Origin of the sequence: Streptomyces globisporus, assembly GCF_003501885.1 — a bacterium.
GTDB classification, from domain to species: domain Bacteria; phylum Actinomycetota; class Actinomycetes; order Streptomycetales; family Streptomycetaceae; genus Streptomyces; species Streptomyces globisporus_D.
This window is the reverse complement of sequence record NZ_QWFA01000132.1, coordinates 1-23512: the sequence shown is the minus strand read 5'-3', so window position 1 is coordinate 23512 and position 23512 is coordinate 1. Positions and strand designations below refer to the sequence as shown.

Annotated in this window: 22 protein-coding genes; 12 read left to right on the top strand and 10 right to left on the bottom strand. The window is 71.0% G+C overall.

Going from position 1 to position 23512, the window contains the following annotated elements:
• Nucleotides 1–32 precede the first annotated feature (32 nt).
• The 5 genes from D3105_RS23125 (at nt 33) to D3105_RS23105 (ending at nt 5797) form a co-directional block, all read left to right on the top strand.
• Nucleotides 33–1616 carry an ABC transporter ATP-binding protein gene (locus D3105_RS23125; RefSeq protein ID WP_118904980.1) on the top strand — a complete coding sequence of 528 codons (1584 nt, stop codon included), beginning with the start codon at nt 33–35 and terminating at the stop codon, nt 1614–1616.
• Nucleotides 1613–2731: an ABC transporter permease gene (locus tag D3105_RS23120; RefSeq protein WP_118904978.1), complete on the top strand. Its 1119-nt coding sequence runs from the start codon at nt 1613–1615 to the stop codon at nt 2729–2731. Before D3105_RS23125 ends, D3105_RS23120 begins: the two co-directional genes overlap by 4 nt.
• Nucleotides 2728–3993 (top strand): ABC transporter permease, encoded by a 1266-nt coding sequence (locus D3105_RS23115; RefSeq protein WP_118904977.1) that lies wholly within the window; start codon nt 2728–2730, stop codon nt 3991–3993. The genes D3105_RS23120 and D3105_RS23115 overlap by 4 nt, the downstream gene beginning before the upstream one ends.
• Nucleotides 3990–4403 carry a cytidine deaminase gene (locus D3105_RS23110; RefSeq protein ID WP_118904976.1) on the top strand — a complete coding sequence of 138 codons (414 nt, stop codon included), beginning with the start codon at nt 3990–3992 and terminating at the stop codon, nt 4401–4403. The genes D3105_RS23115 and D3105_RS23110 overlap by 4 nt, the downstream gene beginning before the upstream one ends.
• Nucleotides 4404–4519: 116 nt before the next feature.
• Nucleotides 4520–5797, top strand: a complete 1278-nt coding sequence (locus D3105_RS23105) for a thymidine phosphorylase (RefSeq protein WP_118904975.1) — start codon at nt 4520–4522, stop codon at nt 5795–5797.
• 123 nt (nt 5798–5920) lie between these two features.
• Here the strand turns inward: D3105_RS23105 and D3105_RS23100 are convergent, their stop codons facing one another.
• Nucleotides 5921–9268 carry a S8 family peptidase gene (locus D3105_RS23100; protein WP_425315752.1) on the bottom strand — a complete coding sequence of 1116 codons (3348 nt, stop codon included), beginning with the start codon at nt 9266–9268 and terminating at the stop codon, nt 5921–5923.
• Nucleotides 9269–9466: 198 nt separating this feature from the next.
• On the opposite strand from D3105_RS23100, the gene D3105_RS23095 reads away from it, so the two are divergent.
• The gene (locus D3105_RS23095) at nt 9467–9841 is read left to right on the top strand and encodes an STAS domain-containing protein (RefSeq protein WP_118904974.1); all 375 of its coding nucleotides are present in this window, start codon (nt 9467–9469) and stop codon (nt 9839–9841) included.
• Between the two features lie 67 nt (nt 9842–9908).
• On the opposite strand, the gene D3105_RS23090 is transcribed toward D3105_RS23095, so the two are convergent.
• A complete protein-coding gene (locus D3105_RS23090; RefSeq protein ID WP_118904973.1) occupies nt 9909–10943 on the bottom strand; it encodes a sigma-70 family RNA polymerase sigma factor in 1035 nt (344 codons plus the stop codon).
• A gap of 193 nt (nt 10944–11136) precedes the next feature.
• Complete coding sequence (locus D3105_RS23085) at nt 11137–11853, bottom strand: L,D-transpeptidase family protein (RefSeq protein WP_118904972.1); 717 nt, start codon at nt 11851–11853, stop codon at nt 11137–11139.
• Between the two features lie 264 nt (nt 11854–12117).
• On the opposite strand from D3105_RS23085, the gene D3105_RS23080 reads away from it, so the two are divergent.
• Entirely contained in the window at nt 12118–12864 is a 747-nt protein-coding gene (locus D3105_RS23080) for an SAM-dependent methyltransferase (RefSeq protein WP_118904971.1), read from the top strand.
• Between the two features lie 51 nt (nt 12865–12915).
• Here the strand turns inward: D3105_RS23080 and D3105_RS23075 are convergent, their stop codons facing one another.
• Nucleotides 12916–14223 (bottom strand): MFS transporter, encoded by a 1308-nt coding sequence (locus D3105_RS23075; RefSeq protein ID WP_118904970.1) that lies wholly within the window; start codon nt 14221–14223, stop codon nt 12916–12918.
• 62 nt (nt 14224–14285) lie between these two features.
• Between D3105_RS23075 and D3105_RS23070 the strand changes: the two genes are divergently transcribed.
• Together D3105_RS23070 and D3105_RS23065 are read left to right on the top strand one after the other, a co-directional pair.
• Nucleotides 14286–15239 carry a LysR family transcriptional regulator gene (locus D3105_RS23070; RefSeq protein ID WP_118904969.1) on the top strand — a complete coding sequence of 318 codons (954 nt, stop codon included), beginning with the start codon at nt 14286–14288 and terminating at the stop codon, nt 15237–15239.
• Between the two features lie 26 nt (nt 15240–15265).
• The gene (locus D3105_RS23065; RefSeq protein WP_118904968.1) at nt 15266–16015 is read left to right on the top strand and encodes a hypothetical protein; all 750 of its coding nucleotides are present in this window, start codon (nt 15266–15268) and stop codon (nt 16013–16015) included.
• A gap of 24 nt (nt 16016–16039) precedes the next feature.
• Here D3105_RS23065 and D3105_RS23060 read toward each other — a convergent pair whose 3' ends face one another.
• Nucleotides 16040–16717: a dienelactone hydrolase family protein gene (locus D3105_RS23060; protein WP_118904967.1), complete on the bottom strand. Its 678-nt coding sequence runs from the start codon at nt 16715–16717 to the stop codon at nt 16040–16042.
• 187 nt (nt 16718–16904) lie between these two features.
• Here D3105_RS23060 and D3105_RS23055 point away from each other — a divergent pair, with 187 nt between their 5' ends.
• Nucleotides 16905–18059 (top strand): adenosine deaminase, encoded by a 1155-nt coding sequence (locus D3105_RS23055; RefSeq protein WP_118904966.1) that lies wholly within the window; start codon nt 16905–16907, stop codon nt 18057–18059.
• 135 nt (nt 18060–18194) lie between these two features.
• Nucleotides 18195–18494, top strand: a complete 300-nt coding sequence (locus D3105_RS23050; protein WP_010058552.1) for a hypothetical protein — start codon at nt 18195–18197, stop codon at nt 18492–18494.
• A gap of 126 nt (nt 18495–18620) precedes the next feature.
• Here the strand turns inward: D3105_RS23050 and D3105_RS23045 are convergent, their stop codons facing one another.
• The 5 genes from D3105_RS23045 to afsQ1 form a co-directional block, all read right to left on the bottom strand.
• The gene (locus D3105_RS23045; RefSeq protein WP_030576079.1) at nt 18621–18827 is read right to left on the bottom strand and encodes a PspC domain-containing protein; all 207 of its coding nucleotides are present in this window, start codon (nt 18825–18827) and stop codon (nt 18621–18623) included.
• A 94-nt stretch (nt 18828–18921) separates the two neighbouring features.
• A complete protein-coding gene (locus D3105_RS23040; protein WP_118904965.1) occupies nt 18922–19494 on the bottom strand; it encodes a VanZ family protein in 573 nt (190 codons plus the stop codon).
• Nucleotides 19495–19581: 87 nt separating this feature from the next.
• Nucleotides 19582–20220, bottom strand: a complete 639-nt coding sequence (locus tag D3105_RS23035) for a hypothetical protein (RefSeq protein WP_118904964.1) — start codon at nt 20218–20220, stop codon at nt 19582–19584.
• Nucleotides 20217–21746: a sensor histidine kinase gene (locus D3105_RS23030; protein ID WP_118904963.1), complete on the bottom strand. Its 1530-nt coding sequence runs from the start codon at nt 21744–21746 to the stop codon at nt 20217–20219. The genes D3105_RS23035 and D3105_RS23030 overlap by 4 nt, the downstream gene beginning before the upstream one ends.
• On the bottom strand, nt 21743–22420 hold the full coding sequence (gene afsQ1 / locus D3105_RS23025) for a two-component system response regulator AfsQ1 (RefSeq protein WP_006127084.1): 678 nt from the start codon (nt 22418–22420) through the stop codon (nt 21743–21745). The genes D3105_RS23030 and afsQ1 overlap by 4 nt, the downstream gene beginning before the upstream one ends.
• Nucleotides 22421–22602: 182 nt before the next feature.
• Between afsQ1 and D3105_RS23020 the strand changes: the two genes are divergently transcribed.
• Entirely contained in the window at nt 22603–23433 is an 831-nt protein-coding gene (locus D3105_RS23020; protein ID WP_118904961.1) for a SigE family RNA polymerase sigma factor, read from the top strand.
• Nucleotides 23434–23512 lie beyond the last annotated feature (79 nt).

Sequence of the window (23512 nt, the reverse complement as noted above, 5' to 3'; positions counted from 1 at the left end):
CCCGAGCCCCCCGAGCCCCTCCGCCCCCGCTCCTGTCCGGCCAAGGAGAGTGCGTCATCAACGCGTCCAGCAGCCCCCCTGCCGTAGAACTGCACGGCATCACCAAGCGCTTCCCCGGCGTCGTCGCCAACCACGACATCGACATCACCATCGGCAAGGGCACCGTGCACGCCCTCGTCGGGGAGAACGGCGCCGGCAAGTCCACCCTGATGAAGATCCTCTACGGCATGCAGAAGCCGGACGAGGGCACCATCGCGATCGACGGCGAGCAGGTCTCGTTCGCCAACCCGGGTGACGCCATCGAGCGTGGCATCGGCATGGTGCACCAGCACTTCATGCTCGCCGACAACTTCACCGTCCTGGAGAACGTCGTCCTCGGCGGCGAGAAGCTGTACGGCATCGGCTCCGGCGCCCGGAAGAAGATCAAGGAGATCTCCGACGCGTACGGCCTGGGCATCCGGCCCGACGCGCTCGTTGAGGACCTCGGGGTCGCCGACCGGCAGCGCGTGGAGATCCTCAAGGTGCTCTACCGGGGCGCCCGCATCCTCATCCTGGACGAGCCGACCGCGGTCCTCGTGCCGCAGGAGGTCGACGCGCTCTTCGCCAACCTGCGCGAGCTCAAGGCCGAGGGCCTGACCGTCATCTTCATCTCGCACAAGCTGGGCGAGGTGCTCTCGGTCGCCGACGACATCACCGTCATCCGCCGCGGTACGACCGTGGGCACCGCCGACCCGGCCTCCACCACGACCAAGCAGCTCGCCGAGCTGATGGTCGGCAGCGAGCTGCCCTCGCCGGAGACCCGCGAGTCCACCGTCACCGACGTACCGACGCTGCGGGTCCAGGACCTGAAGCTCACCGTCACCGACCCCGACGGCACCGTCCGCGACGTGCTCGCCGGCATCGACTTCACCATCCACCGGGGCGAGGTCCTGGGGATCGCGGGCGTCGAGGGCAACGGCCAGACCGAACTCATCGAGGCCCTCATGGGCATGCGCGACCCGGACGCCGGAGTCATCACCCTCGGCACCGACGACATCTCGCACGCCCCGACGCGTAAGCGGCGCGAGTCCGGCATCGGCTACATCCCCGAGGACCGCCACCGCCACGGCGTCCTGCTGAACGCCCCGCTGTGGGAGAACCGCATCCTCGGCCACGTCACCGAGAAGCCCAACAGCCGCGGCTGGCTGCTGGACAACAAGGCGGCCCGCACCGACACCGAGCGCATCGTGCGCGAGTACGACGTCCGCACCCCCGGTATCGACGTCACCGCGGCCTCCCTCTCCGGCGGCAACCAGCAGAAGCTGATCGTCGGCCGCGAGATGAGCCACGCGCCCAAGTTCCTGATCGCCGCCCACCCCACCCGCGGGGTGGACGTCGGCGCGCAGGCCCAGATCTGGGACCAGATCCGCGAGGCCCGCCGCGAAGGGCTCGCCGTGCTGCTGATCTCGGCCGACCTGGACGAGCTGATCGGGCTCTCCGACACCCTGCGCGTCATGTACCGCGGTCGGCTGGTCGCCGACGCCGACCCGGCCACCATCACCCCGGAGGAACTGGGCTCGGCCATGACCGGCGCCGCCACCGGTCACCTCGAAGGCTCGGAGGACGAGGCCCGATGAAGAAATTCGACAAGGACCGGCTGATCCTGGGCTTCGCCGGCCCGGTGCTCGCCCTGGTCGTCGCCCTCGCGCTGACGACCGTGGTGCTGCTCGCCTCCGGGCAGAACCCCTTCGAGCCGTACCGGATCATGTTCGACTCGGCCTCCTACGCCGACGTCCAGGTCCTGATCATCAACCAGGCCGGTACGTACTACCTCGCCGCGCTCGCGGTGGCCGTCGGCTTCCGGATGAACCTCTTCAACATCGGGGTCGACGGGCAGTACCGCCTCGCCGCGATGATGGCCGCGCTGGTCGGCGCGAGCGTCGAGCTGCCGGGGCCGCTGCACATCGCGCTGATCGTGATCGTCGCCATGCTCGTGGGCGCGTTCTGGTCCGGTATCGCGGGCTTCCTCAAGACCACCCGCGGGGTGAGCGAGGTCGTCTCGACGATCATGCTCAACTCGATCGCCACCGCGCTCGTCGCCTGGATGATCCTGCCGAAGAACTTCGGCGAGCAGCCCCCCGGCTCCAACAACCTGACCACCGGCGAGATCCCGGAGTCCGGCTGGTTCCCGGGGCTGCCGATGGGTGATATGGCCGGGGAGATCTACGGCTTCACCTTCGTCGCCGCCGGATGCGGCGTCCTGTACTGGTTCGTCCTGAACCGCACCCGGTTCGGCTTCGACCTGCGCGCCACCGGCGCCAGTGAGACCGCTGCCCAGGCCTCCGGTGTGGACGCCAAGAAGATGATCCTCACCTCGATGCTGATCTCCGGCGCGGTCGCGGGCCTGGCCGGCATGCCGACCCTGCTCGGCGACACGCACACCTACAGCCTCGACTTCCCCACGGGCATCGGCTTCACCGGCATCACCATCGCGCTGCTGGGCCGGAACAACCCGCTCGGCATCGCCCTCAGCGCCCTGCTGATCGCGTTCCTGGACAAGTCCTCGGCCTCGCTCGACCAGTACGGGTACGAGAAGGAGATCGCCACGATCATGCAGGGCCTGATCGTGATCTCGGTCGTCGTCTCCTACGAGCTGGTCCGCCGTTACGGCATCCGCCGCCAGCAGCAGAAGGTCGGCGAGGAGCTCGCCGCCGGACACGCCCTCACGACCGAGAAGGAGGCGGCCCTGTGAGCACCAGCAAAACCACCGCCGCACGCCCCGCCCCCCAGAAGGGCAACGGCCGCCGCAAGCTCTCCCTGCCCGTCCTCCTGCTGATCATCGCGGGCGGTCTCGCCCTGGTCTCACTGGTCCGCGTCATCAGCGGCGCCGACGACATCACCTCCGTCGGCCAGGTCCGCGGCGCCCTGTCACTCGCCGTGCCGATCGGCCTCGCCGGACTCGGTGGTCTGTGGGCCGAACGCGCGGGCGTCATCAACATCGGCCTCGAAGGCATGATGATCCTCGGCACCTGGTTCGGCGCGTGGGCCGGGTTCCAGTGGGGCCCGTGGGTGGGTGTCCTCTTCGGGATTCTCGGCGGCTGCATCGGCGGTCTGCTGCACGCGGTCATCACCGTCACCTTCGGCGTGAACCACATCGTCTCCGGTGTGGCCATCAACATCCTCGCCGTCGGCGTCACCCGCTACCTGTCCAACTTCGCCTTCGACGGCGTCCAGGGCGGCTCCTCGAAGCAGTCCCCGCGCATCGATCCCATTGACCGGATCACCGTTCCGGGACTCTCGGACTGGATGCAGGACCTGCAGCAACAGCACTGGTTCCTGATCTCCGACCTGGCGGGCATCATCGGCGGGCTCGTCACCGGCCTGTCCCTGCTCACCGTCGTCGCCCTGCTGCTGATCCCCGCCACCTGGTGGATCCTGTGGCGCACCCCGTTCGGACTGCGGCTGCGTTCCTGCGGCGAGTCCCCGGTGGCCGCCGAGACCCTCGGCGTCAACGTGTACAAGTACAAGTACATCGCCGTCACGGTCTCCGGCGGTCTGGCGGGCCTCGGCGGCGCGTTCCTCGCGATCGTCGCCACCGGCATCTACCAGGAGGGCCAGACCGGCGGCCGCGGCTACATCGGTCTCGCCGCGATGATCTTCGGCAACTGGATGCCGGGCGGCATGGCGCTGGGTGCGGGCCTCTTCGGCTTCACCGACAGCCTCAAGCTGCGCGGCGGCGCCGAGAACGTCCACGCGATGCTGCTCCTGCTGGCGATCCTGCTGGTCATCGCGGTGTTCTGGCAGCTGTACAAGAAGAAGTACGTCTCGGCCGCGGTCGCGGCGGTCGTCTCGGCGCTGCTGTTCACCTGGTACTTCCTGACCGACCAGGTGCCGAGCCAGTTCGTCGACGCCGCGCCGTACGTCACCACGCTGCTGGTCCTCTCGCTCTCCGCACAACGCCTGCGGATGCCGAAGGCCAACGGTGTGCCGTACCGCAAGGGCGAGGGCAAGTGACACCCCCGCCCGCCCCGGCCTTCGGTGAGGCCGACTGGGACGCCCTGCGGGCGGCCGCCCGGGACGCCATGTCCCGGGCGTACGCCCCCTACTCGGGCTTCCCGGTCGGTGTCGCCGCCCGGGTGGACGACGGCCGCACCATCACCGGCTGCAACGTGGAGAACGCCAGCTACGGCCTCTCGCTCTGCGCCGAGTGCGGTCTGGTCTCCACGCTCCAGGCCACCGGCGGCGGCCGGCTGACCCACTTCACCTGCGTGGACGGCACCGGGGCGATCCTGGTGCCGTGCGGCCGGTGCCGGCAGCTGCTGTACGAGTTCGGCGGCCCGGAGCTCCTCCTGGAGACCCCGGACGGCCTCCGTACGCTCGACGCGATGCTGCCGCAGTCGTTCGGCCCGCAGCACCTCGGCTGAACCCGCATTCTCCGGCGGTGGCCCTTCCCTCGTGGAAGGGCCACCGCTCTTTCCCCTCTCTATGCGCGTAGAGTCAACGAGGACTCTTGCGTACGCACCCGGCCGGAAGGACTCCCATGGACGCCATCTCCGTCATCCGCACCAAGCGGGACCGAGGCGAGCTGACCCCCGAGCAGATCGACTGGGTCATCGACGCCTACACCCGCGGCGAGGTCGCCGACGAGCAGATGTCCGCCCTCGCCATGGCGATCCTGCTCAACGGCATGAACCGCACCGAGATCGCCCGATGGACCGCCGCGATGATCGCCTCCGGCGAGCGGATGAACTTCGACGCGCTCTCCCGCCCCACCACCGACAAGCACTCCACCGGCGGCGTCGGCGACAAGATCACCCTGCCGCTCGCCCCGCTGGTCGCCGCCTGCGGCGCGGCCGTGCCGCAGCTCAGCGGGCGGGGCCTCGGCCACACCGGCGGCACCCTGGACAAGCTGGAGTCCATCCCCGGCTGGCGGGCCCACCTCTCCAACGAGGAGATGCTGAACGTCCTCGACAGCACCGGCGCGGTCATCTGCGCCGCCGGTGACGGTCTCGCCCCCGCCGACAAGAAGCTGTACGCGCTGCGCGATGTCACCGGCACCGTCGAGGCCATCCCGCTGATCGCCAGCTCGATCATGTCCAAGAAGATCGCCGAGGGCACCGGGGCGCTCGTCCTGGACGTCAAGGTCGGCTCCGGCGCCTTCATGAAGACCATCGAGGACGCCCGCGAGCTGGCCTCCACCATGGTCGCGCTCGGCACCGACAGCGGGGTGCGCACGGTCGCCCTGCTCACCGACATGTCGACCCCGCTCGGCCTCACCGCGGGCAACGCCCTGGAGGTCCGCGAGTCCGTCGAGGTCCTGGCCGGCGGCGGCCCGCAGGACGTCATCGACCTGACCCTCGCCCTCGCCCGCGAGATGCTGGACGCGGCGGGCCTCAAGGACGCCGACCCCGAGAAGGCCCTGGCCGACGGCTCCGCGATGGACGTCTGGCGCCGCATGATCTCCGCCCAGGGCGGCGACCCGGACGCCACCCTCCCCACCGCCCGCGAACAGCACGTGGTCACCGCCCCCGCCTCCGGCGTCCTGACCCGCTTGGACGCCTACGACGTCGGCGTCGCCGCCTGGCGCCTCGGCGCGGGCCGCGCCCGCAAGGAGGACCCGGTGCAGGCGGGCGCGGGCGTCGAACTGCACGCCAAGCCCGGCGACACGGTCACCGAGGGCCAGCCCCTGATGACGCTGCACACGGACACCCCGGAGAAGTTCGACTACGCGCTCAAGGCCCTGCCCGAGGCGTACGACATCGCCCCGGCCGGCACGTCGTTCTCGCCGCTGCCGGTGGTGCGGGAACGTATCGCGTAATGGCTCAGGACACACAGGCGGCCCGCCGCACGGATGCTCTCCGTGCGGTGGGCCGCGCCGCACGGATGCTCTCCGTGCGGCGGGCCGCCGTCATGCGTGGGGTGAACTACCCGCGAGCGCCCGTCACTTGCCCAGGTAAGCGCTGTAGATCTTCACCGACGAGGTGTTGCCCTTCTTGTCGGTGACCTTGGCGGAGAAGGAGATCGCCTTGTTCTTCGCCGGGTTCTTCACGGTGATCTTCCCCTTCTTCACCGTGACCTTCTTCCAGGTCTTGCCGCCGTTGTAACTGACGTACGTCTTCAGCGACTTCAGGTTCTTGCCCGCGGCCGCGCCGTGCACCTTCACCGGCACCGAGACGGTCTTGCCAGCCGGCTTGGCCCGGCCGTCGGCGCCGACGGCCGGGGTGAACCGGACCGTGGAGACCGGGAGCATCGTGAACTCGGTCTTCTTCGAGCTGAACGTCCAGGACGCGTCCACCCGGGTGGAGAGCGGGTTGACCTTCGCGCTGTGCTTGACCGAGGTCGACAGCTTGTAGGCGGCGGATCCGGCCGGGACCTTGAAGCCCTCGCCGCCGCTCAGCGGGTCGTTGTTCTGGCCGATCTTCTTGCCGTTGCGGTACAGGACGGTCTTGGCCGACGTGTACTCGATGCCGCCCGCGTTGCCGGCGCCGTCCGCCAGCAGGGGGAGCATGCCGAAGATCTCGTTGCCCTCACGGACCACGCCGTGGTCCTTGCTCACCAGCGGGCCGAACACCCCGGTGTTCACGGACTTGTTGTAGGTCCTGCCCGCCTTGAACGTGGCTTCATCGCTGATCTGGTAGTCGGCCTCGTACGTCGGCCAGCCGTCCTGGTCGACCGGGCCCAGCTGGCTGAACTCCAAGCCCCAGCTCACCTTGTCGGTGGTGGAGAGGTACAGCGTGCGGGTGCCGGGCAGCTTCTGCTCGACCGCCGTGGACCAGCCGCCGCCCGATGTGGGCAGGAAGCCCACGGCGGAGACCGAGCCCTTCTTCTTCGGTGCGGCCGAGCCCATGGCGATCTTCACCTTGGCCAGCTGCGCGGTGGTGAACTTCCGGTCGAAGCCGGTGGCGAGCTGCTTGACCGTGCCGCCGACCGCGATGTCGTACTCGGTCGACGCGCCCTTGCTCCACGTGCCCGTCCAGTGCTGGGCGAGCGAGCCGTCGGTGATCTTCGGGCCGACGTGGAGCGTACGGAGCCCGGCCGGCGACTCCATCACCCAGCCGAAGGAGACCGCGTCGTTCGCCGCCTCCACCACGTAGTCCGGGGAGAACAGCTCACCCTTCGCCTTCGCGTCCGGCAGCGCGACCTTCACCGGCTTCGCCTTGCGGGCGTCGAACGTCAGCGAGGTGTTCTTGGTGACCGCGACCTTGGGCTGCGCGATCCAGTCGGCGCCCTTGGTGACGTCGTCCGGGTCCTTGTACACCGTGGAGTTGGCCACGTACGTGCCCTTGGGTACCCGGATCTTGGCCGTGCCGTCGACGACCTGCGGGCTCAGGAACGGGTAGCCGGACTCCATGCCGAAGCGGAAGAGCGTGCTGTCCACGTGGGCGGCCGGACGGCCGTCCCGCCCGAGGTGCTTGATGGAGACGTCGTAGCTCTCCACCTCACGCTCGACCGCGGCGGCCGTGCGCACGGTCTGCCCGCCACCGGTGGCCACCAGATACGCGGAGTACGTGCCGTCGACGGTGCCGCCGAGCCGGGTGTCGGAGGTCAGCGTGACCTCCGCCGTGCCGCCCGCCGGAACGGTCACCTTGTCCGCGCCGAGCGTGAAGAAGCCGGCCGGAGCGGGCTTGCCCTGCGGGTTGGTGCCCGTCGCCTTCAGATCGAGGGTGACGTCGCTCGTGCCGAGGTTGCGGTAGGTGACCTTCTCGGTGGCGGGCTTGTCGTCGGCGTGCGGCCACTGCTGCACCCCGAAGCTCACCGAGACCGGTTCGGCGATCACGGTCTGGCCGATCGCGCGGTCCACCTGGATCCGGCCGGAGCCCTGCTGGAACGGGTTGTACGCCCCCGGCTTCGTGGACGCGGTCAGCGCGCCCTTCAGCTCGCCGTACTTCCAGTCGGGGTGCTGCTGCTTGAGCAGCGCGGCCGCGCCCGCGACATGCGGGGTGGCCATCGACGTACCCGAGATGGTGGCGTAACCGGCGGGCTTCTCGCCCACCTCCTGGGCGATCAGCGAACCCGGCGGGATGGCCGCCGTGGTGTCCACGCCGGGGGCCGTCACATCCGGCTTGATCGCGCCGTCGCCGATCCGCGGGCCCCGGCTGGAGAAGTCCGCCAGCTTGTCCTTGTCGTCGACCGCGCCCACGGTCAGCGCGGCGTCCGCGCTGCCCGGCGAGCCGACCGTGCCCGCGCCGTCGCCCTCGTTGCCCGCGGCGATGGCGAACAGCACGCCCTTCTCGGCCGACAGCTTGTCGACCGCCGCCTCCAGCGGGTCCACCTCGGGGGTGTCCATGCCGCCGAGGCTCAGGTTGACGATGTCGGCGCCCTGCGCGACCGCCCACTCCATGCCGGCCAGGATGCCGGAGTCCTCGCCGTAGCCCTCGTCGTCCAGCACCTTGCCCGAGAGCAGCTTGGCATCCGGGGCCACGCCCTTGAGCTTGCCGCCCGACTTCGCACCGGTGCCCGCCGCGATCGAGGCGACGTGCGTACCGTGGCCGACCCGGTCCTTCGTGTCCTTCGCGGCGCTGAAGTTCTTCTCCGCGAGGATCTGGCCCTTGAGGTCGGGGTGGCCGGAGTCCGTCCCCGTGTCCAGAACGGCGATCTTGACGCCCTTGCCGGTGAACCCGGCCTTCCAGGCCGCCGGGGTGCCGATGTGCGGGACACTCCTGTCGAGGCTCGCCTTACGCACGCCGTCCAGCCAGACCCGGTCGATGCCGGCCGCCGTGGTGACCCGCTCACCGCCCGTGCCCCGGTCGGTGAGCGCCTTCCAGATGTCGGGCGCGTCGGCGGTCGGTGTGGTCACCGATTCGGCATTCAGCGAGGTGAGGCTGCGGCCGACCTCGGTGGAGCCCGCGTCGCGGACCAGCGCCTTCGCGGCTGCGGCCTGCTTGCCCCGGTAGCCGACGATCAGCTTGAGACCGTCCTTCTGGGCCCGGAGGTTCTCCGGACGGCTCAGCTCGGTGACGTCGAAGAGCCGACGATCCAGCTTGCCGGAGACGATCAGCCGGTGGGCGTCGGCCGGGATGACGAGGGTGTGGCCCTTGTGGCTCATCCGCTGGACCGGGATGTTCTCCCGGCCCTTCGCGGGCCGGAAGGCGACCGGTCGGCCCTGGGCGTCCACGGTGACCCGGTCACCGGTGACGAGCGTCAGGTGACGCATCTCCCGGTCCCGGTCCTGGGCCCGGGCGCCGTACGCCCCCTTCGGGTCCGGCTGGGCGACGGCGGTCTGGGTCATGCCCGCCGCCAGCGCCACGGCCACCGCCGCGGCGACCGCCGGTATGCACGCGTTTCTCACGTGTCTGCGCAACTCTCCCCCTGGAGAACTCGATGGTTCCTCAACCCGTCGGCCCGCAGATACGCAGAAAGGACGGCTGCGGCCGTCGGTTCACCGAACTAGAGGGAAAGCCGGGCACGTTGGTTCACAGGATCCGCACAGAAGGCCGGAGATGACGCAAAAGAGCCCCCGCGCGAGAGCCTCGCCGGGGTCGGGCCGATGAATTTCGCCCGCCGGTCCGGTCTGCCTGGTGTGGATGCCGAAAATCCGATCACCCTGACCGTGACCGGCCGGGTCAGCCGTGCCGTCGTCGCCGACCTCTGCGCCGAGCTGGAGCGCGCCCTCGCCGATCCCTGCGGCGCCGCCCTCACCCCGGGCGCGGCGGTGGACTGCGATGTGGGCGGGATGATCCGGCCGGATCTGACCGCCGTCGAAGCGGTGGCCCGGCTGGGGCTCGTCGCCCGTCGGGCCGGACACACCCTGCGGCTGCGCCGGGTGCCCCCCGAACTCCGGGCGCTGCTGGACCTGGTGGGGCTGGCCGATGTGGTGAGCCTGGAGGAGGGGCCGGAGGAACGGGTACCGGGACCGCTGTGACGTACGCGGGTGGGGAGGCGGACGCCGTACGCGCCCGCCTCCCCACCCGACCGGCCAACCCGTCCGCCTACGCCTCCCGCGCGTCCGCCGGAAGCCGGTCCGGCAGACCGAACAGCGGGAACCAGCGCGGGACGTCCAGGAAGCAGTGCATCCCGGTGATCGCCCCGTCCTGGACGTCGATGACCTGGACCGCCCACGGCACGAACCCGGAACCGTCCTCGGCGGGCTTGTAGTGCGCGAAGGCGGGGGAGCCGTTGGCCGAGACGGGCACCAGCTTGGAGCCCGCGCAGGCCGCGCCGATGGAGGTCATGAAGCCCGTGATGTCCCCGGTGCCCTGGAGCCACAGGTCGAACGGCGGCATCGTCATCACCGCGTCCTCGTGGAGCAGCGCGGTCAGGGCGGCCATGTCATACCCCTCGAACGCCTTCACATAGCGCTCCAGGAGTTTCTGCTGCTCCTCGTCGAGCGGGTCCGCCGCATCGCCCGCCCGGCCCTCCGTCTCGGTCAGCGTGGCGCGGGCCCGCTGCAGGGCGCTGTTGACCGAGGCCACGGAGGTCTCCAGCAGCTCGGCGACCTCGGCGGCCTTCCAGGCGAGCACCTCGCGCAGGATCAGCACGGCCCGCTGCTTCGGCGGCAGGTGCTGGAGGGCGGCGACGAACGCCAGGCGCACCGACTCGCGCGCCACGGCCGCCTCCGCCGGGTCCTGGACCGACGGCAGGATCCGGCCGTCGGGCATCGGCTCCAGCCAGACGTTCTCCGGGCGGGGGCTCAGCGCGGCCTGGGCGAGCGGGGTCGGGCCGGTCAGGTCGACCGGGCGGGCCCGCTTGTTGCCGGCGTTCAGCATGTCCAGGCAGACGTTGGTGGCGATCCGGTAGAGCCAGGAGCGCAGCGAGGAGCGGCCCTCGAACTTGTCGAAGTTGCGCCAGGCCCGGACCAGGGTGTCCTGCACCGCGTCCTCGGCCTCGAAGGCGGATCCGAGCATCCGGTAGCAGTACCCCGTCAGTTCGACCCGGTGCCCCTCCAGACGGCTGTCGATCCCGGCCGCATCCGGCTTCTCGCCGTCCGCCGCTTCCGTGGCCGTCGTCGTGGTCAGATCGCTCATCGCTCCACCCCTGTCGCGCGCCCTCGCGCTGTGGCATCCGTCACCCGGTACGTCGGAAGCTACCGCAGGCCACTGACAGTCGGGGGCGGAAAGCGAACAAGGGGTACCGGAGGCCGTGGCTCCGGCCACGATCCGTCCGGCACCCCTCGGGAGCATCCGTCCGGCACCCCTCGGGGTGCGCCCAGCGCCTCGCTCAGGTCCCGGGCTTGCGCCCGTACACGTACACGTCGTCGCCGTTCTTCAGCAGTTTCCAGTATGCCTTCGCGTCGGTGGGCCGCATGTTGACGCAGCCGCCGGAGCCCGGCGGGTTGTACATGGACTTGGTGACCGAGTGGAACGCCTGGCCGCCGTCGAAGAACTGGGAGTACGGCATCCAGACCTTGTAGATCGTCGACCAGTGCTTGATGGTGCGCCAGTAGATCTTCTTGGCCCCGGTCCGGGTCTCCGCGCCGTCCCGCCCGGTCCGCACCGGCACCGGGCCGTACTTCAGCTTCTTGCCGTCCTGGATCCAGCTCAGCTGCCGGGTCAGGTCGACACAGGCGATGCGCCCCTTGTTGGTGGGGCACTTCCCCGCCTTGTTGGGGTTCTTCCCGGCCGCCTTCTGGGCGAGCATCGTGTTCATCGTGCGCCAGGTCAGCGGACCGGCGTAGCCGATGGTGGGGGTGATCCCGTGGGCCTTCTGGAACTTCTGGATCGCCTTGCAGTCGGCCGTCGACTGCTTGCCGTCCACGGGCCGCTCGAGGAACTTCTCGACCTGCTTCTGGTGGGGTCCCACCGACTTCGTGCAGGACGCCGCCTGGGCGGCGGTGCCGCTGCCCAGGACCAGGGCCGGAGCGGCCACCAGCCCGGCGACGGACAGCGCCACCCCGCGTCGCAGCCGTCTGCCGGATGTCTTCGCCATGTCTCCCATGCGGCAACTCCCCTTCGCCCACAGTGGTTTTGTGGTTACGCCTGGTAGACGCGCGAAGGGGAGCGGTGGTTGCGCGCCGGTATGTCTCGGTTGCGTCGCGAAAACCGGTGGAACGACCGACCGGAAGGCCGTAGGTTCGCCTGGTTCACGATCCGCGCGTTCCCGACGAGGTGTTTTCGATGACGGTCCGAGCAGTGGCGGCCGATTCCACCCGGCAGCCCTCCGTAGAAGCCATGACCTCATCGAACGCAAGGAACACCTCTCGTGGATCTGCCCCGCATCTTCACCCTGCGCGAAAGTAGCCACCGCATCCACAACCCCTTCACCCCGGGCAAGCTCGCCGCCCTGGGCCGTGCGCTGCGCCTGCCGCCCGGAACCCGTGTGCTCGACCTCGCCAGCGGGTCGGGCGAGATGCTGTGCACCTGGGCCCGGGACCACGGCGTCACCGGGACCGGGGTGGACATCAGCACCGTGTTCACCGACAAGGCCCGCTCCCGTGCCGCCGAACTCGGCGTCGCGGACCGGGTCTCCTTCGTGCACGGCGATGCCTCCGGCTTCGTCGCGGACGAGCCGGTCGGACTCGCCGCGTGCGTCGGCGCCACCTGGATCGGAGGGGGCGTGGCCGGCACCGTCGAACTGCTGGGCAGGAGCCTCCGCCCGGGCGGTCTGATGCTGATCGGTGAGCCGTACTGGCTCCGCGAAGTGCCGGATCAGGAGACCGCCGAAGGCTGCCACGCCCGCGGCGGGGACGACTTCCTGCTCCTGCCGGAGCTGATCGAGCGGTTCGGGGATCTCGGGTACGACGTCGTGGAAATGGTGCTGGCCGACCAGGACAGCTGGGACCGTTACCAGGCGGCGCAGTGGCTCAACCTCCGCCGCTGGCTCGACGCGCATCCCGATGACGGGATGGCCGCCGAGGTGCGGGCCGAACTCACCACCGGTCCCGCCCGCTACGCGCGGTATCAGCGTGAGTACGTCGGCTGGGGAGTCTTCGCGCTGATGGCCCGCTGACGGCCGAAGCAGTACGGGTCCGGGCGGCATCTGCCGCCCGGACCCGTGTGCTCAGCGGGTCGCCGGAACCAGCGCCCGCCGCTCCGCCCGCGCCACCCGGGTCCCGTACAGGGTGATCGAGACGACGCCGAGGACCGCAAGAAGGCCCAGCGCCACCGTCGCCGCCCAGCCCCCGGCGTGGAAGGCGACCGCGCCCAGCGTGCCGCCCGCGCTGGAGCCCAGGTAGTACGCCGACTGGTACAGCGCCGACGCCTGCGCCCGGCCCTCCGTCGCCGTCCGGCTCACCGAGGACGAGGCGACCGCGTGCCCGGCGAAGAAGCCGGCCGTGATCAGCACCAGGCCCAGCAGGACGGCGGCCAGCCGGTCCGCGAGCGACAGCAGCAGCCCGGCGGCGGTCGTGGAGACCGCCAGGTAGAGCGCGCCCCGGCGGCCGAGGCGGGCCACCAGGCGTCCGGCGGCGGCCGAGGAGACGGTCCCCACCAGGTAGACGAGGAAGATCGAGCCGATGACGCCCTGCGGCAGGCTGAACGGCTCCTCGACCAGCCGGTAGCCGATCACCGTGTAGACCGCGCCGAACACCGTCATGAACAGGGCGCCGATCGCGTACAGCCGGACCAGCAGCGGGTTGCCCAGGTGGATGGCGACGGTCTTCGCCAGGGCCTTCGGGTTCAGCGAACCGGGGCGGAAGTTCTTCGCCTTCGGGATGAGGAAGTGGAAGGCTACGGCGCACGCCAGCGCGAGCAGCCCGACCGCCGCGAGCGCCGCGCGCCAGCCCCAGGCCTGGGCGACCCAGCCGGTGAGGATGCGGCCGCTCATCCCGCCGATGCTGTTGCCCGCCACGAACAGCCCGATCGCGGCGATCAGCGCCTTGGGCCGCACCTCCTCCGCGAGGTACGCCATCGCGGAGGCCGGAAGCCCGGCCAGCGCCGCACCCTGGACGGCGCGCAGCGCGATCAGCGCGCCCATCGACGGGGCGAACGGCACCAGCAGTCCGACCAGCACCGCGATCGCCAGCGACGCCGTCATCATCTGCCGCCGCCCGAACCGCTCCGAGAGCGCGCTCAGCGGCAGCACGAACAGAGCCAGTGCCCCGGTCGCCGCCGAGACCGTCCAGCTCGCCTGTCCGGCGGTGGCGTCGAACGACGCGGAGACGGCGGGCAGCAGGGCCTGCGTGGAGTAGAGGAGGGCGAACGCCGCGACACCGGCGGCGAAGAGGGCGAAGCTCATCCGGCGGTAGCCGGGGCGGCCGGGCTCCAGGCGCCCATGGGTGGAGGCCGGCGCGGCGGTGGTGGTGACGGGGGACGACGGGGCAGAGGCACCCACCACGACGGTGGATGCCCCGGTATCGGCGGGAGGCATACATCGAAATTAGACCCGCAGGTTTCATGCGTCCAATGCACGAAACTGCCATAATCAATCCCATGGTGCATGAACACAGCTCAGGGCCTCGGCTGTCACCAAGCAGTTACGAAGAAGACATCCGGGCCGTGCTCGCGCCCCGCCTCGCGTACTTCGAGGCGGTCGCCCGGCACGAGCATGTGACCCGCGCCGCACACGAGCTGGGGGTCCCGCAGTCCACGCTCTCGCGGGCCATGGTCCGGCTCGAAGCGGACCTGGGCGTCGCCCTGTTCGCCCGCAAGGGCCGCACGGTCTCCCTCACCCCGGCGGGCCGCACCTTCCTCGGCTCGGCCGAACGCGCCCTGGCCGAGGTCGAGAAGGCCGCCGACTCGGTCCGGGCGGACGCCGACCCGACGGCGGGCCGGGTCTCCTTCGGCTTCCTGCACACCATGGGCTCCGAGACCGTGCCCGCCCTGATCCGTGCCTTCCGGGTCGACCACCCGAGGGTCCGCTTCCAGCTCGTGCAGAACTACGGCGAGGCCATGATCGAACGGCTCCGCGCGGGCGGCCTCGACCTCTGCCTCACCTCGCCCGTGCCCGACGCCCCCGACCTGGTCACCCGCCGCCTCGACGAACAGCGGCTGCGCCTGGTGGTCCCCGACGACCACCGCCTCGCCTCCCGCCGCCGGATCCGCCTCGCGGAGGCCGCCGACGAGACGTTCGTGACGCTGGAGCCGGGCTACGGGCTGCGCCGGATCACCGACGACCTGTGCGCGGAGGCGGGCTTCACCCCGCGCGTCGCCTTCGAGGGCGAGGAGGCGGAGACCCTGCGCGGGCTGGTCGCCGCCGGGCTCGGGGTGGCGCTGCTGCCGCCGCCCGCCGTCGCCCGCCCCGGAGTCGTCGAGCTGACGGTCACGGCACCGCGCGCGGCCCGCGAGATCGGCGTCGCCTGGCTGGACGGACACCCCGACACCCCGCCGGTCGCGGCCTTCAAGCGCTTCCTGCTGTCGCGGAGGGGGAACCTGCTGCCGGACTGAGGGAACAGGCGAGCGAGAATGGCCCGGTGAATCGGTCCCCCTCTCCCTGGCCGCAGCAGCAGCCGCCCGGGCTCCCGAGCCTGAAGGGCGTCATCTTCGCGTCCGTCGTCGGCTCGGTGCTGGTGCTCGCCGCCGCCGTCCTGTTCGCGCTGCTGCCCGGGGCGCTCTCCGACGCCGCCGACTTCCGGGCCGCGCGGCCGTGCGCGGAGGTCTCCGCGCCCGAGAACGGCGACTGTCTCTCCGAGTGGGCCGCCACCGTCGTCTCCACCGAGACCGGCCGGTCGAACAAGGCCGTCACCAACTGGGTCACGGTCGATCTCAGCCCCGAGGAACCGTCGTTCCGGATACGGATGCGGGGGGACGGTCCGGTGTGGAAGGAACTCGCGCCCGGCGACCGGGTCACCGTGTTCACCTGGCGCGACCTGGTGTGGCAGCTGGGCAGCGGTGAACTGCGCCAGGACACGGTCGAGACGCCGGACCGCGAGCCCGCCGTCCGACTGGCCATGGGGCTCGCCCTGTTGATCGTCGGGACCGCCTTCCTGCGGGGCGCGGGGTGGCTGCACCGCCGCCGCGCCACCCGCGCCACGGACACCCCCACGGCCCAGGTCGTCGTGGTGATGGCGGCGACCCTGCTGGCCGCCGGCCTCGCCGTCACCGCCGCCGTCGCGACGGACACCGTGTGGCTCGCCCTGCTGCTCGCCGCCGCCGGATGCGCGGCGGTATGGACGGCAACGACGCTGCTGCTACGAGGACTCGCGCGGCGACCAGGGGCCTGACACCGACCCCGGCCCGACGCCTCCTCATCGCCGCAACGACCGCCCGAACCCGGCGGCCAGCGGCATCCGCAGCCCCAGCGGCGGCGGTGCGGCGAGCGCGTCCGCGACCGGGCGGGCGTAGGACCGGGCGAAGAGCGAACCCCGGACGAAGTCGGCGGCCAGCGCCACCACTTCGGAACGGTGCTGGCGCAACGCGTGCCCGTCGGAGTGGACTTCGAAGCGACAGGTGTCCCGATTGGACTTCTTCGCCCGCTCGGCCAGCCGGTAGGACAGCTCCGGGTCGGTGCGCTCGTCGTTGGTGCCGTGCACGATCAGCACGCGACGCCCCATCAACTGCTTCACCGGCTCCGGTTCGGCCGCCGTCCGCTCCGGCAGCCACGGTGCCATCGCCAGGACCGCGGTGACCGCACCGTGCCCGGCGGCCCGCAACGCGGCCCGCCCGCCCATCCCGTGGCCGACCAGGCAGACCGGGACGTCGCCGTAGAGCCGCTGGACCTCGTCGGCCGCCCACGCGGCGTCCTCGGCGGGATGCGCGTCGTCCGCGTTCCAGCCCCGGCGGCGGTAGCGCAGCACGTGCACCGCGAGCCCGTCGCCCTCCCCGGCGCGGGCCAGGGCGCGGGCGAACGGCAGCTGTATCGCGTACGAGAGGGCGGAGGGGCGGCGGTGCGAGTCGGCCTCACCGTCCGGGAGCAGCAGAACCACGCCGCTGACCTCGTCGATTGCTCCGGCCGTCCGAACGGCCCGTCCCAGCCTGGCTGCGGGCAGGGGGAGTGCGCGCTGTCCCATGACAGAACAGTCTCAGAAGAGCAGGTGTACTCCACCCGACTTTCCGGTCACTGTTCAGCATCGACAACCGGCGCTCTACGCGCGTAGGCGCTAGAGTGCGAAGATGACGAGCCAGACCCCGAATGTCCCTGATTCCGACCAGATCCGGCGCGCCCCCAAGGTGCTGCTCCACGACCACCTCGACGGCGGCCTGCGGCCGGGCACCATCGTCGAGCTGGCCCGCGCGCAGGGTTACGACTCCCTCCCCGAGACCGAGCCCGACAAGCTCGGCATCTGGTTCCTCGAGGCCGCCGACTCCGGCTCCCTGCCCCGGTATCTGGAGACCTTCGCCCACACCTGCGCCGTCATGCAGACCCGTGACGCGCTGTTCCGGGTGGCTGCCGAGTGCGCCGAGGACCTCGCCGAGGACGGTGTCGTCTACGCCGAGATCCGCTACGCCCCCGAGCAGCACCTGGAGGGCGGCCTGACCCTCGAAGAGGTCGTCGAGGCCGTCAACGCGGGCTTCCGTGAGGGCGAGCGCATCGCCCGCGCCAACGGCCACCGCATCCGTGTCGGAGCCCTCCTCACCGCGATGCGGCACGCCGCCCGCGCCCTGGAGATCGCCGAACTGGCCAACAGCTACCGCGACCAGGGCGTCGTCGGCTTCGACATCGCGGGGGCCGAGGCCGGCTTCCCGCCCACCCGCCACCTCGACGCGTTCGAGTACCTCAAGCGCGAGAACAACCACTTCACCATCCACGCGGGCGAGGCCTTCGGCCTGCCGTCGATCTGGCAGGCCCTCCAGTGGTGCGGCGCCGACCGGCTCGGCCACGGGGTGCGGATCATCGACGACATCGAGGTCGCCGAGGACGGCTCGGTCTCCCTCGGCCGCCTCGCCTCCTACGTACGGGACAAGCGCATCCCGCTGGAGATGTGCCCGACCTCCAACCTCCAGACCGGCGCCGCCGACTCGTACGCCGAGCACCCGATCGGACTGCTGCGCAAGCTGCACTTCCGCATCACGGTGAACACGGACAACCGGCTGATGAGCGGGACCAGCATGAGCCAGGAATTCGAGCAGCTGACCGAGACCTTCGGATACACGCTCGACGACATGCAGTGGTTCACAGTCAATGCGATGAAATCAGCTTTCATTCCTTTCGACGAACGTCTCGCGATGATCAATGACGTCATCAAGCCCGGATACGCCGAGCTGAAGTCGGAGTGGCTTTTCCGTCAGACCGCTGTGACCAGCAGTTCTACGGTCTCCGGGAGCTGAGGGGCGCATCAGGTGAAAGGGTCGGGAAGCAGTTTCCCGGCCCTTTTCCCGCGTGTCGGGATGTTTGCGGATCGGGCGGCGGGCTGGCTAGTTTGCAGAGCCGCTCACATCCCCTTCCCCAAGGATGAATTCTCCATGAAGAAGTCTGCCAAGACTCTCGGTGTCGCCGCTCTCGGTGCCGCTTTCGCCGCTGCCGCCGCCGGCAGCGCCTCCGCCGCTCCCGCGCTGCCGCTGGACGCCGCGGCCGGGGCGCTCCCCGTCTCGACGATGGCGCTGGACACCGTCGCGCAGTCGGTCCAGAACGCGCCGGTCCAGGACACCGTCGGCAAGGTCCTCGGCGGCCAGGCCACCGACGCGGCCGCCCCGGTCACCGGCCTGCTCGGCGGACTGCCCACCCAGGGCCTCACCGCCAACGGGATCCCGCTCGGCGGCTGACCCGCACCCGCGCGCCGGTGATGCCGACGCGCACCCGTACACGTCAGTGGGGCGCACACCCTGGTCCAGGGTGTGCGCCCCACGGCGCGTTCTCGTCGGTCTTCACGCTCCCCGTGGTCCGGCGTGTCACCAGGCCGTCGCGGAGGAGGCGGACTTCTCCGAGGGCAGCAGCGCCCACAGCGCCAGGTAGAGCAGGAACTGCGGGCCGGGCAGCAGGCAGGACACGACGAAGATCACGCGCATCGTGCTCGCCGACGTACCGAAGCGCCGGGCGAGGCCGGCGCACACTCCGCCGATCATGCGGCCTTCGCGGGGGCGGACAAGTGCGGCCATGGTGGGCTCCTTCGCGAACCGTAGCGGGAGGAGCAGCTTTCTCTGCTCCCCGATGTATCCATGGTGCCGCCGCGAAGGGGGGCAAAGCATCGCTCTACGGTGCGAGGCCGACCCCGGTAATCGTCGGGGTCGATCCCTGAGGGGCCTCGTCCCTGAGTCGGGTCTCGTGGCGGTAGTGAGGCAGATCCCGGACGCCCGGCAGCCCCCGGCGGCGCAGTCGCGCCCGGCAGACCGGAACGACCAGCAGATGTGCCAGGACCACCCCGGTGGTGTTCAGCAGCAGCGAGTCGATGTCGACGACCTGCCCCGGCACCCCGGTCTGCCCCAGCTCGATGGCCAGCGAGATCAGCGCCCCGGCGGCGACGGTGCGCAGCAGCGAGACCCAGGAGGAGACGAAGATCCGGCCCCCGGCCATCGGCAGCAGCACCCCGAGCGGGGCCAGCAGCAGCAACGCCCCGCCGATCCGACGGGCCGCCTCGGCCGGTCCCAGCGCGAGGTCCGCCCTGATCCCGGCCAGCGGCTCGAAATTCGCCGCCGTGATCCAGGGGACGTCCAGCGGGCGCAGCGTCAGCCACCCGACGAACAGGAGATGTGCGATCAGGAGAGTGACGCCCGCCGCGCGGAAGTGGATGACGGTCTGGCCGTCCGAACTGTGACGCACGCCCACCAAGACGCCACGACCGGCAGGATCGGTTCCGTACGGTCGAGGGCGGCTGCGCACGGACGCCCCCGCTCGGCCCCGGCGGGACCCGCGTCAGTCCAGCGGGAGCGCCTCCGGCGTGGCCAGGTCACCAGGCCGGGACTTCGTCTGCGAGGTGCACAGATAGCCGCGCGGCGGGTAGTCCCCGGGCCCGCCCAGCACCACCGAACCGTCCCGGACCAACGACTCGCTCTCCGCGTACGTGCACACCAGCTGGGCCAGCGCCTCCGCCGACAGGTCCTCGGGCTGGCTGCTCAGCCGCAGGGTGCCCGCCGGATCGCCGCCCCGCGACGGATCCACCCGCAGCCCCGCCGGAACCGCGGTGGTGAACCCGGCCCGCCGCTCGCCCGCGGACGGCGCCCGCTGCACCTCCGCCAGCAGCGCGCGGGCCACCTCCACCGGCTTGCCGCCGACCGCGTCCGGCGGCATCGGACGGTCCACGGTGACCAGCTGCGAGGCGCAGACCAGATACACCTCGGCGCCCACGCTGTCCGGCGACCGGGTGGCGACGTCCGAGGCGGAGAGCCGGCACGGCACCCGGGAGGGCGCGGCCCCCGCGTCCACCGGCACCGACGTCGTCCGGATCCCGCACCCGGAGACCAGCGCCGCGACCGCCAGCAGGCCCGCCAGGGAGGCGGCCGACCGCCCGCGCAGCGGGTTCCGCCTCCGGTACGTGACATCGCCGTGCTTCACGTCGCCCCGTCCTCGTCCGGGGCGCCCGCACCCGGTTCGTCGTTCCGTACGATCCTCTCGGCGTCACGCGGCAGCCGCAGCGTGAACACGGCACCGCCGTCCGGAGAGTTCGCCGCCGTGATGTCACCGCCGTGGATGTGCGCGTTCTCCATGGCGATGGAGAGGCCGAGCCCGCTGCCCTCCGACCGCGGGCGGGAGGCGCTCGCCTTGTAGAACCGGTCGAAGACGTGCGGCAGCACATCCTCGGGGATGCCCGGACCGTGGTCCCGTACCTCGATGACCAGTTCCTCGCCCTCGGTCCGCACCCGTACGCCCACCGGCGAACCGCCGTGCTTGAGGGCGTTGCCGATCAGATTGGCCAGGATCACGTCCAGCCGGCGCGGATCGAGCCGGGCCATCATGCCGCGCTCCGCGTCCAGGTGCACCGCGTCCAGCCAGGCCCGCGCGTCGATGCACGCGGTCACCTGGTCGGCCACGTCGACGTCGTCCAGGACGAGCCGGGCCGTGCCCGCGTCGAAGCGGGTCACCTCCATCAGGTTCTCCACCAGGTCGTTCAGCCGCCGCGTCTCGCTGACCACCAGATGCACGGCGGGCGCGATCATCGGATCGAGGGTGTCCGCCTCGTCCTCCAGCACCTCGGCCACCGCGGTGATCGCGGTCAGCGGCGTACGCAGCTCGTGCGACATGTCGGCGACGAACCGGCGGCTCGCCTCCTCCCGCGCACTCATGTCCGCGACCTTCTTCTCCAGCGAGCTCGCCGTCCTGTTGAACGTACGGGACAGGTCGGCCAGTTCGTCCGTGCCGGAGACCACGAGCCGGGTGTCGAGCTTGCCCTCGCCGAGCTTGCGGGCCGCGTCGCCGAGCCGCTGCACCGGGCGCAGCACCGTCGTCGCGGCGGCCTGCGCGAGCAGCGCCGAGCCGACCAGCGCGAGGGCGGTGGCGATCCCCAGCGACCAGGCCAGCGAGTTGAGGTCCTGCCGCTCCTGGTCGAGGGACTTGAGCATGTAACCGGTCGGGCCGCCGCCGATGATCCGCGTACCGGCGACGAGATACGGGGTGCCCGCGATGCTCGTACGCTGCCAGAACAGGTGGTACTCGTGCTCGTTGCTCGACGTCAGCGGCTGCTTGCGGGCCACCTGCTCCTGCAGCGAGTCCGGTACGTGGGCCCGGGTGAAGGTGTCCAGGTCGGAGTAGCCCACGATCGGCTTGCCGCGCTCGCGCTCGGCCACCAGCAGCACGCTGTAGCCCGGGCTGCTGGACGCCATCTTCCCGGCCGCCCGCTGGAGATCGTCCTTGGTGGGCCGCGTCGGCAGCGCCGCCGCCGTTTCCTGCATCTGCCGCCGGAAGTCGTCGAGCGCGGTGTCCTGCGTACGGGTCAGCACGGCCTCGCGGTTGAGCCAGTACGCGATCCCCGAGGCGGACACCGCCGCCACCAGCGCCACCAGCGCGAACACCACGACGAGCCGCAGGCGCAGGCTGGTCCAGCGCAGCCCCGCACGCAGGGACCGCTTGGCGGTCTCGGTCACTGAGGCGAGTCCAGCCGGTAGCCCACGCCCCGCACCGTACGGATCAGGGTCGGCGAGGACGGCACGTCCTCCACCTTCGCGCGCAGTCGCTGCACACAGGCGTCCACCAGCCGGGAGTCGCCCAGGTAGTCGTGCTCCCACACCAGCCGCAGCAACTGCTGCCGGGAGAGGGCCTGTCCGGGCCGGCGGCTCAGCTCCAGCAGGAGCCGCAGCTCGGTCGGCGTGAGCTGCAGATCCTCCCCGTCCTTGGTGACGGTCATGGCGGAGCGGTCGATCACCACGTTGCCGAAGGTCGCCGAGTCGGTCGACTCGCGCTCCCCGCGGCGCAGCACCGCCCGGATCCGGGCGTCCAGCACCCGGCCCTGGACGGGTTTCACCACATAGTCGTCCGCGCCGGACTCCAGTCCCACCACGACGTCGATGTCGTCGCTGCGCGCGGTCAGCAGAATGATCGGCAGCTGGTCGGTGCGGCGGATCCGCCGGCACACCTCGAAACCGTCGATCCCGGGCAGCATCACATCCAGCACGACCAGGTCGGGCCGCTGCTCGCGCAGCAGCTCCAGGCCGTCCTCTCCCGTCGCCGCGGTGGCCACACGGTGGCCCTGGCGTGACAGCGAGAGTTCGAGGGCCGTGCGGATGGCGTCGTCGTCCTCGATCAGCAACAGGAAAGGCACGAGCGCCATTCTGGCCCATGGTGGCGCTTCAGTTCGACCTGTGGTCCCGTCCGATTGTCCGGGCACGGCCGCAACCGCCCCTGTGACAGGCCTGTGACAGTCGGGGGACAGCGCCATGAAACTGCCCCGGCAAGCTCTTGGTCAGCAAGGAACGAACGGACTCCACCGATAGGGGGCGCGAGATGAACGCACTGCACAGCACCAGCTCAAGCGCAGTTGTCACGCGCCTCCACGACATCGGGCGGAGCCCGGAGAAGTCCGGTGTGACCGGGGGTACCTCCCTGCTCGAGCGAAGCCGAGAGCTGGGGGGCGTACGGGGGTGTGTCCGGAGCACCGGGCGTCAGCATCTGCCGTCGCAGTCGACCGCGGAGCAGCCGCGTTCGACGTACATGACGGTGGTTGACGCGCCCACGGGGGATGTGGGGGGCAACGGGGGAAGCGCGTACGGGAAGGCCACGGGGGATCGCACCACGGGGGCGGAGAACGCGGACGCCGAAGCGGCGTTCACGGCCTACGTCCAGGAGCGACGGGCCTCCCTGTACGCGACCGCCTACCACCTGACCGGCGACCGGTTCGAGGCCGAGGACCTCCTCCAGAGCGCCCTCTTCTCGACGTACCGGGCCTGGCACAGGATCAGCGACAAGGCGGCCGTCGGCGGCTATCTGCGCCGCACCATGACCAACCTGCACATCAGCGCCTGGCGCAGGCGCAAGCTCAACGAATACCCGACCGAGGAGCTGCCGGAGACGGTGGGCGACACGGACGCGATGCGCGGCACGGAGCTGCGGGCGGTGCTGTGGCAGGCGCTCGCCCGGCTGCCCGAACTCCAGCGCACGATGCTGGTCCTGCGGTACTACGAGGGCCGCACCGACCCGGAGATCGCGTCCATCCTCGACATCAGTGTCGGCACGGTGAAGTCGAGCATCTGGCGCTCCCTGCGCCGGCTGCGCGAGGACGAGGTCCTCAGCTTCGGACGTGACGAGCAGGAGTCCTTCGGCGAGCTGGTGGCCTGAGGCAGGGCCCTCCGCTTCGGGGGAGGCGGGGGCCGCGGGGGAGCAGTAAAACGGGGACCGAGGGGAGCCGGGGGAAATC

What these genes read in the sequence shown, in the direction of transcription:
- D3105_RS23120 (WP_118904978.1), top strand. Translation starts at nt 1,613, where the DNA reads ATGAAGAAATTCGACAAGGACCGGCTGATCCTGGGCTTCGCCGGCCCG.
- D3105_RS23105 (WP_118904975.1), top strand. Translation starts at nt 4,520, where the DNA reads ATGGACGCCATCTCCGTCATCCGCACCAAGCGGGACCGAGGCGAGCTG.
- D3105_RS23095 (WP_118904974.1), top strand. Translation starts at nt 9,467, where the DNA reads ATGAATTTCGCCCGCCGGTCCGGTCTGCCTGGTGTGGATGCCGAAAAT.
- D3105_RS23090 (WP_118904973.1), bottom strand. Translation starts at nt 10,943, where the DNA reads ATGAGCGATCTGACCACGACGACGGCCACGGAAGCGGCGGACGGCGAG.
- D3105_RS23085 (WP_118904972.1), bottom strand. Translation starts at nt 11,853, where the DNA reads ATGGGAGACATGGCGAAGACATCCGGCAGACGGCTGCGACGCGGGGTG.
- D3105_RS23075 (WP_118904970.1), bottom strand. Translation starts at nt 14,223, where the DNA reads ATGCCTCCCGCCGATACCGGGGCATCCACCGTCGTGGTGGGTGCCTCT.
- D3105_RS23070 (WP_118904969.1), top strand. Translation starts at nt 14,286, where the DNA reads ATGGTGCATGAACACAGCTCAGGGCCTCGGCTGTCACCAAGCAGTTAC.
- D3105_RS23055 (WP_118904966.1), top strand. Translation starts at nt 16,905, where the DNA reads ATGACGAGCCAGACCCCGAATGTCCCTGATTCCGACCAGATCCGGCGC.
- D3105_RS23050 (WP_010058552.1), top strand. Translation starts at nt 18,195, where the DNA reads ATGAAGAAGTCTGCCAAGACTCTCGGTGTCGCCGCTCTCGGTGCCGCT.
- D3105_RS23045 (WP_030576079.1), bottom strand. Translation starts at nt 18,827, where the DNA reads ATGGCCGCACTTGTCCGCCCCCGCGAAGGCCGCATGATCGGCGGAGTG.
- D3105_RS23020 (WP_118904961.1), top strand. Translation starts at nt 22,603, where the DNA reads ATGAACGCACTGCACAGCACCAGCTCAAGCGCAGTTGTCACGCGCCTC.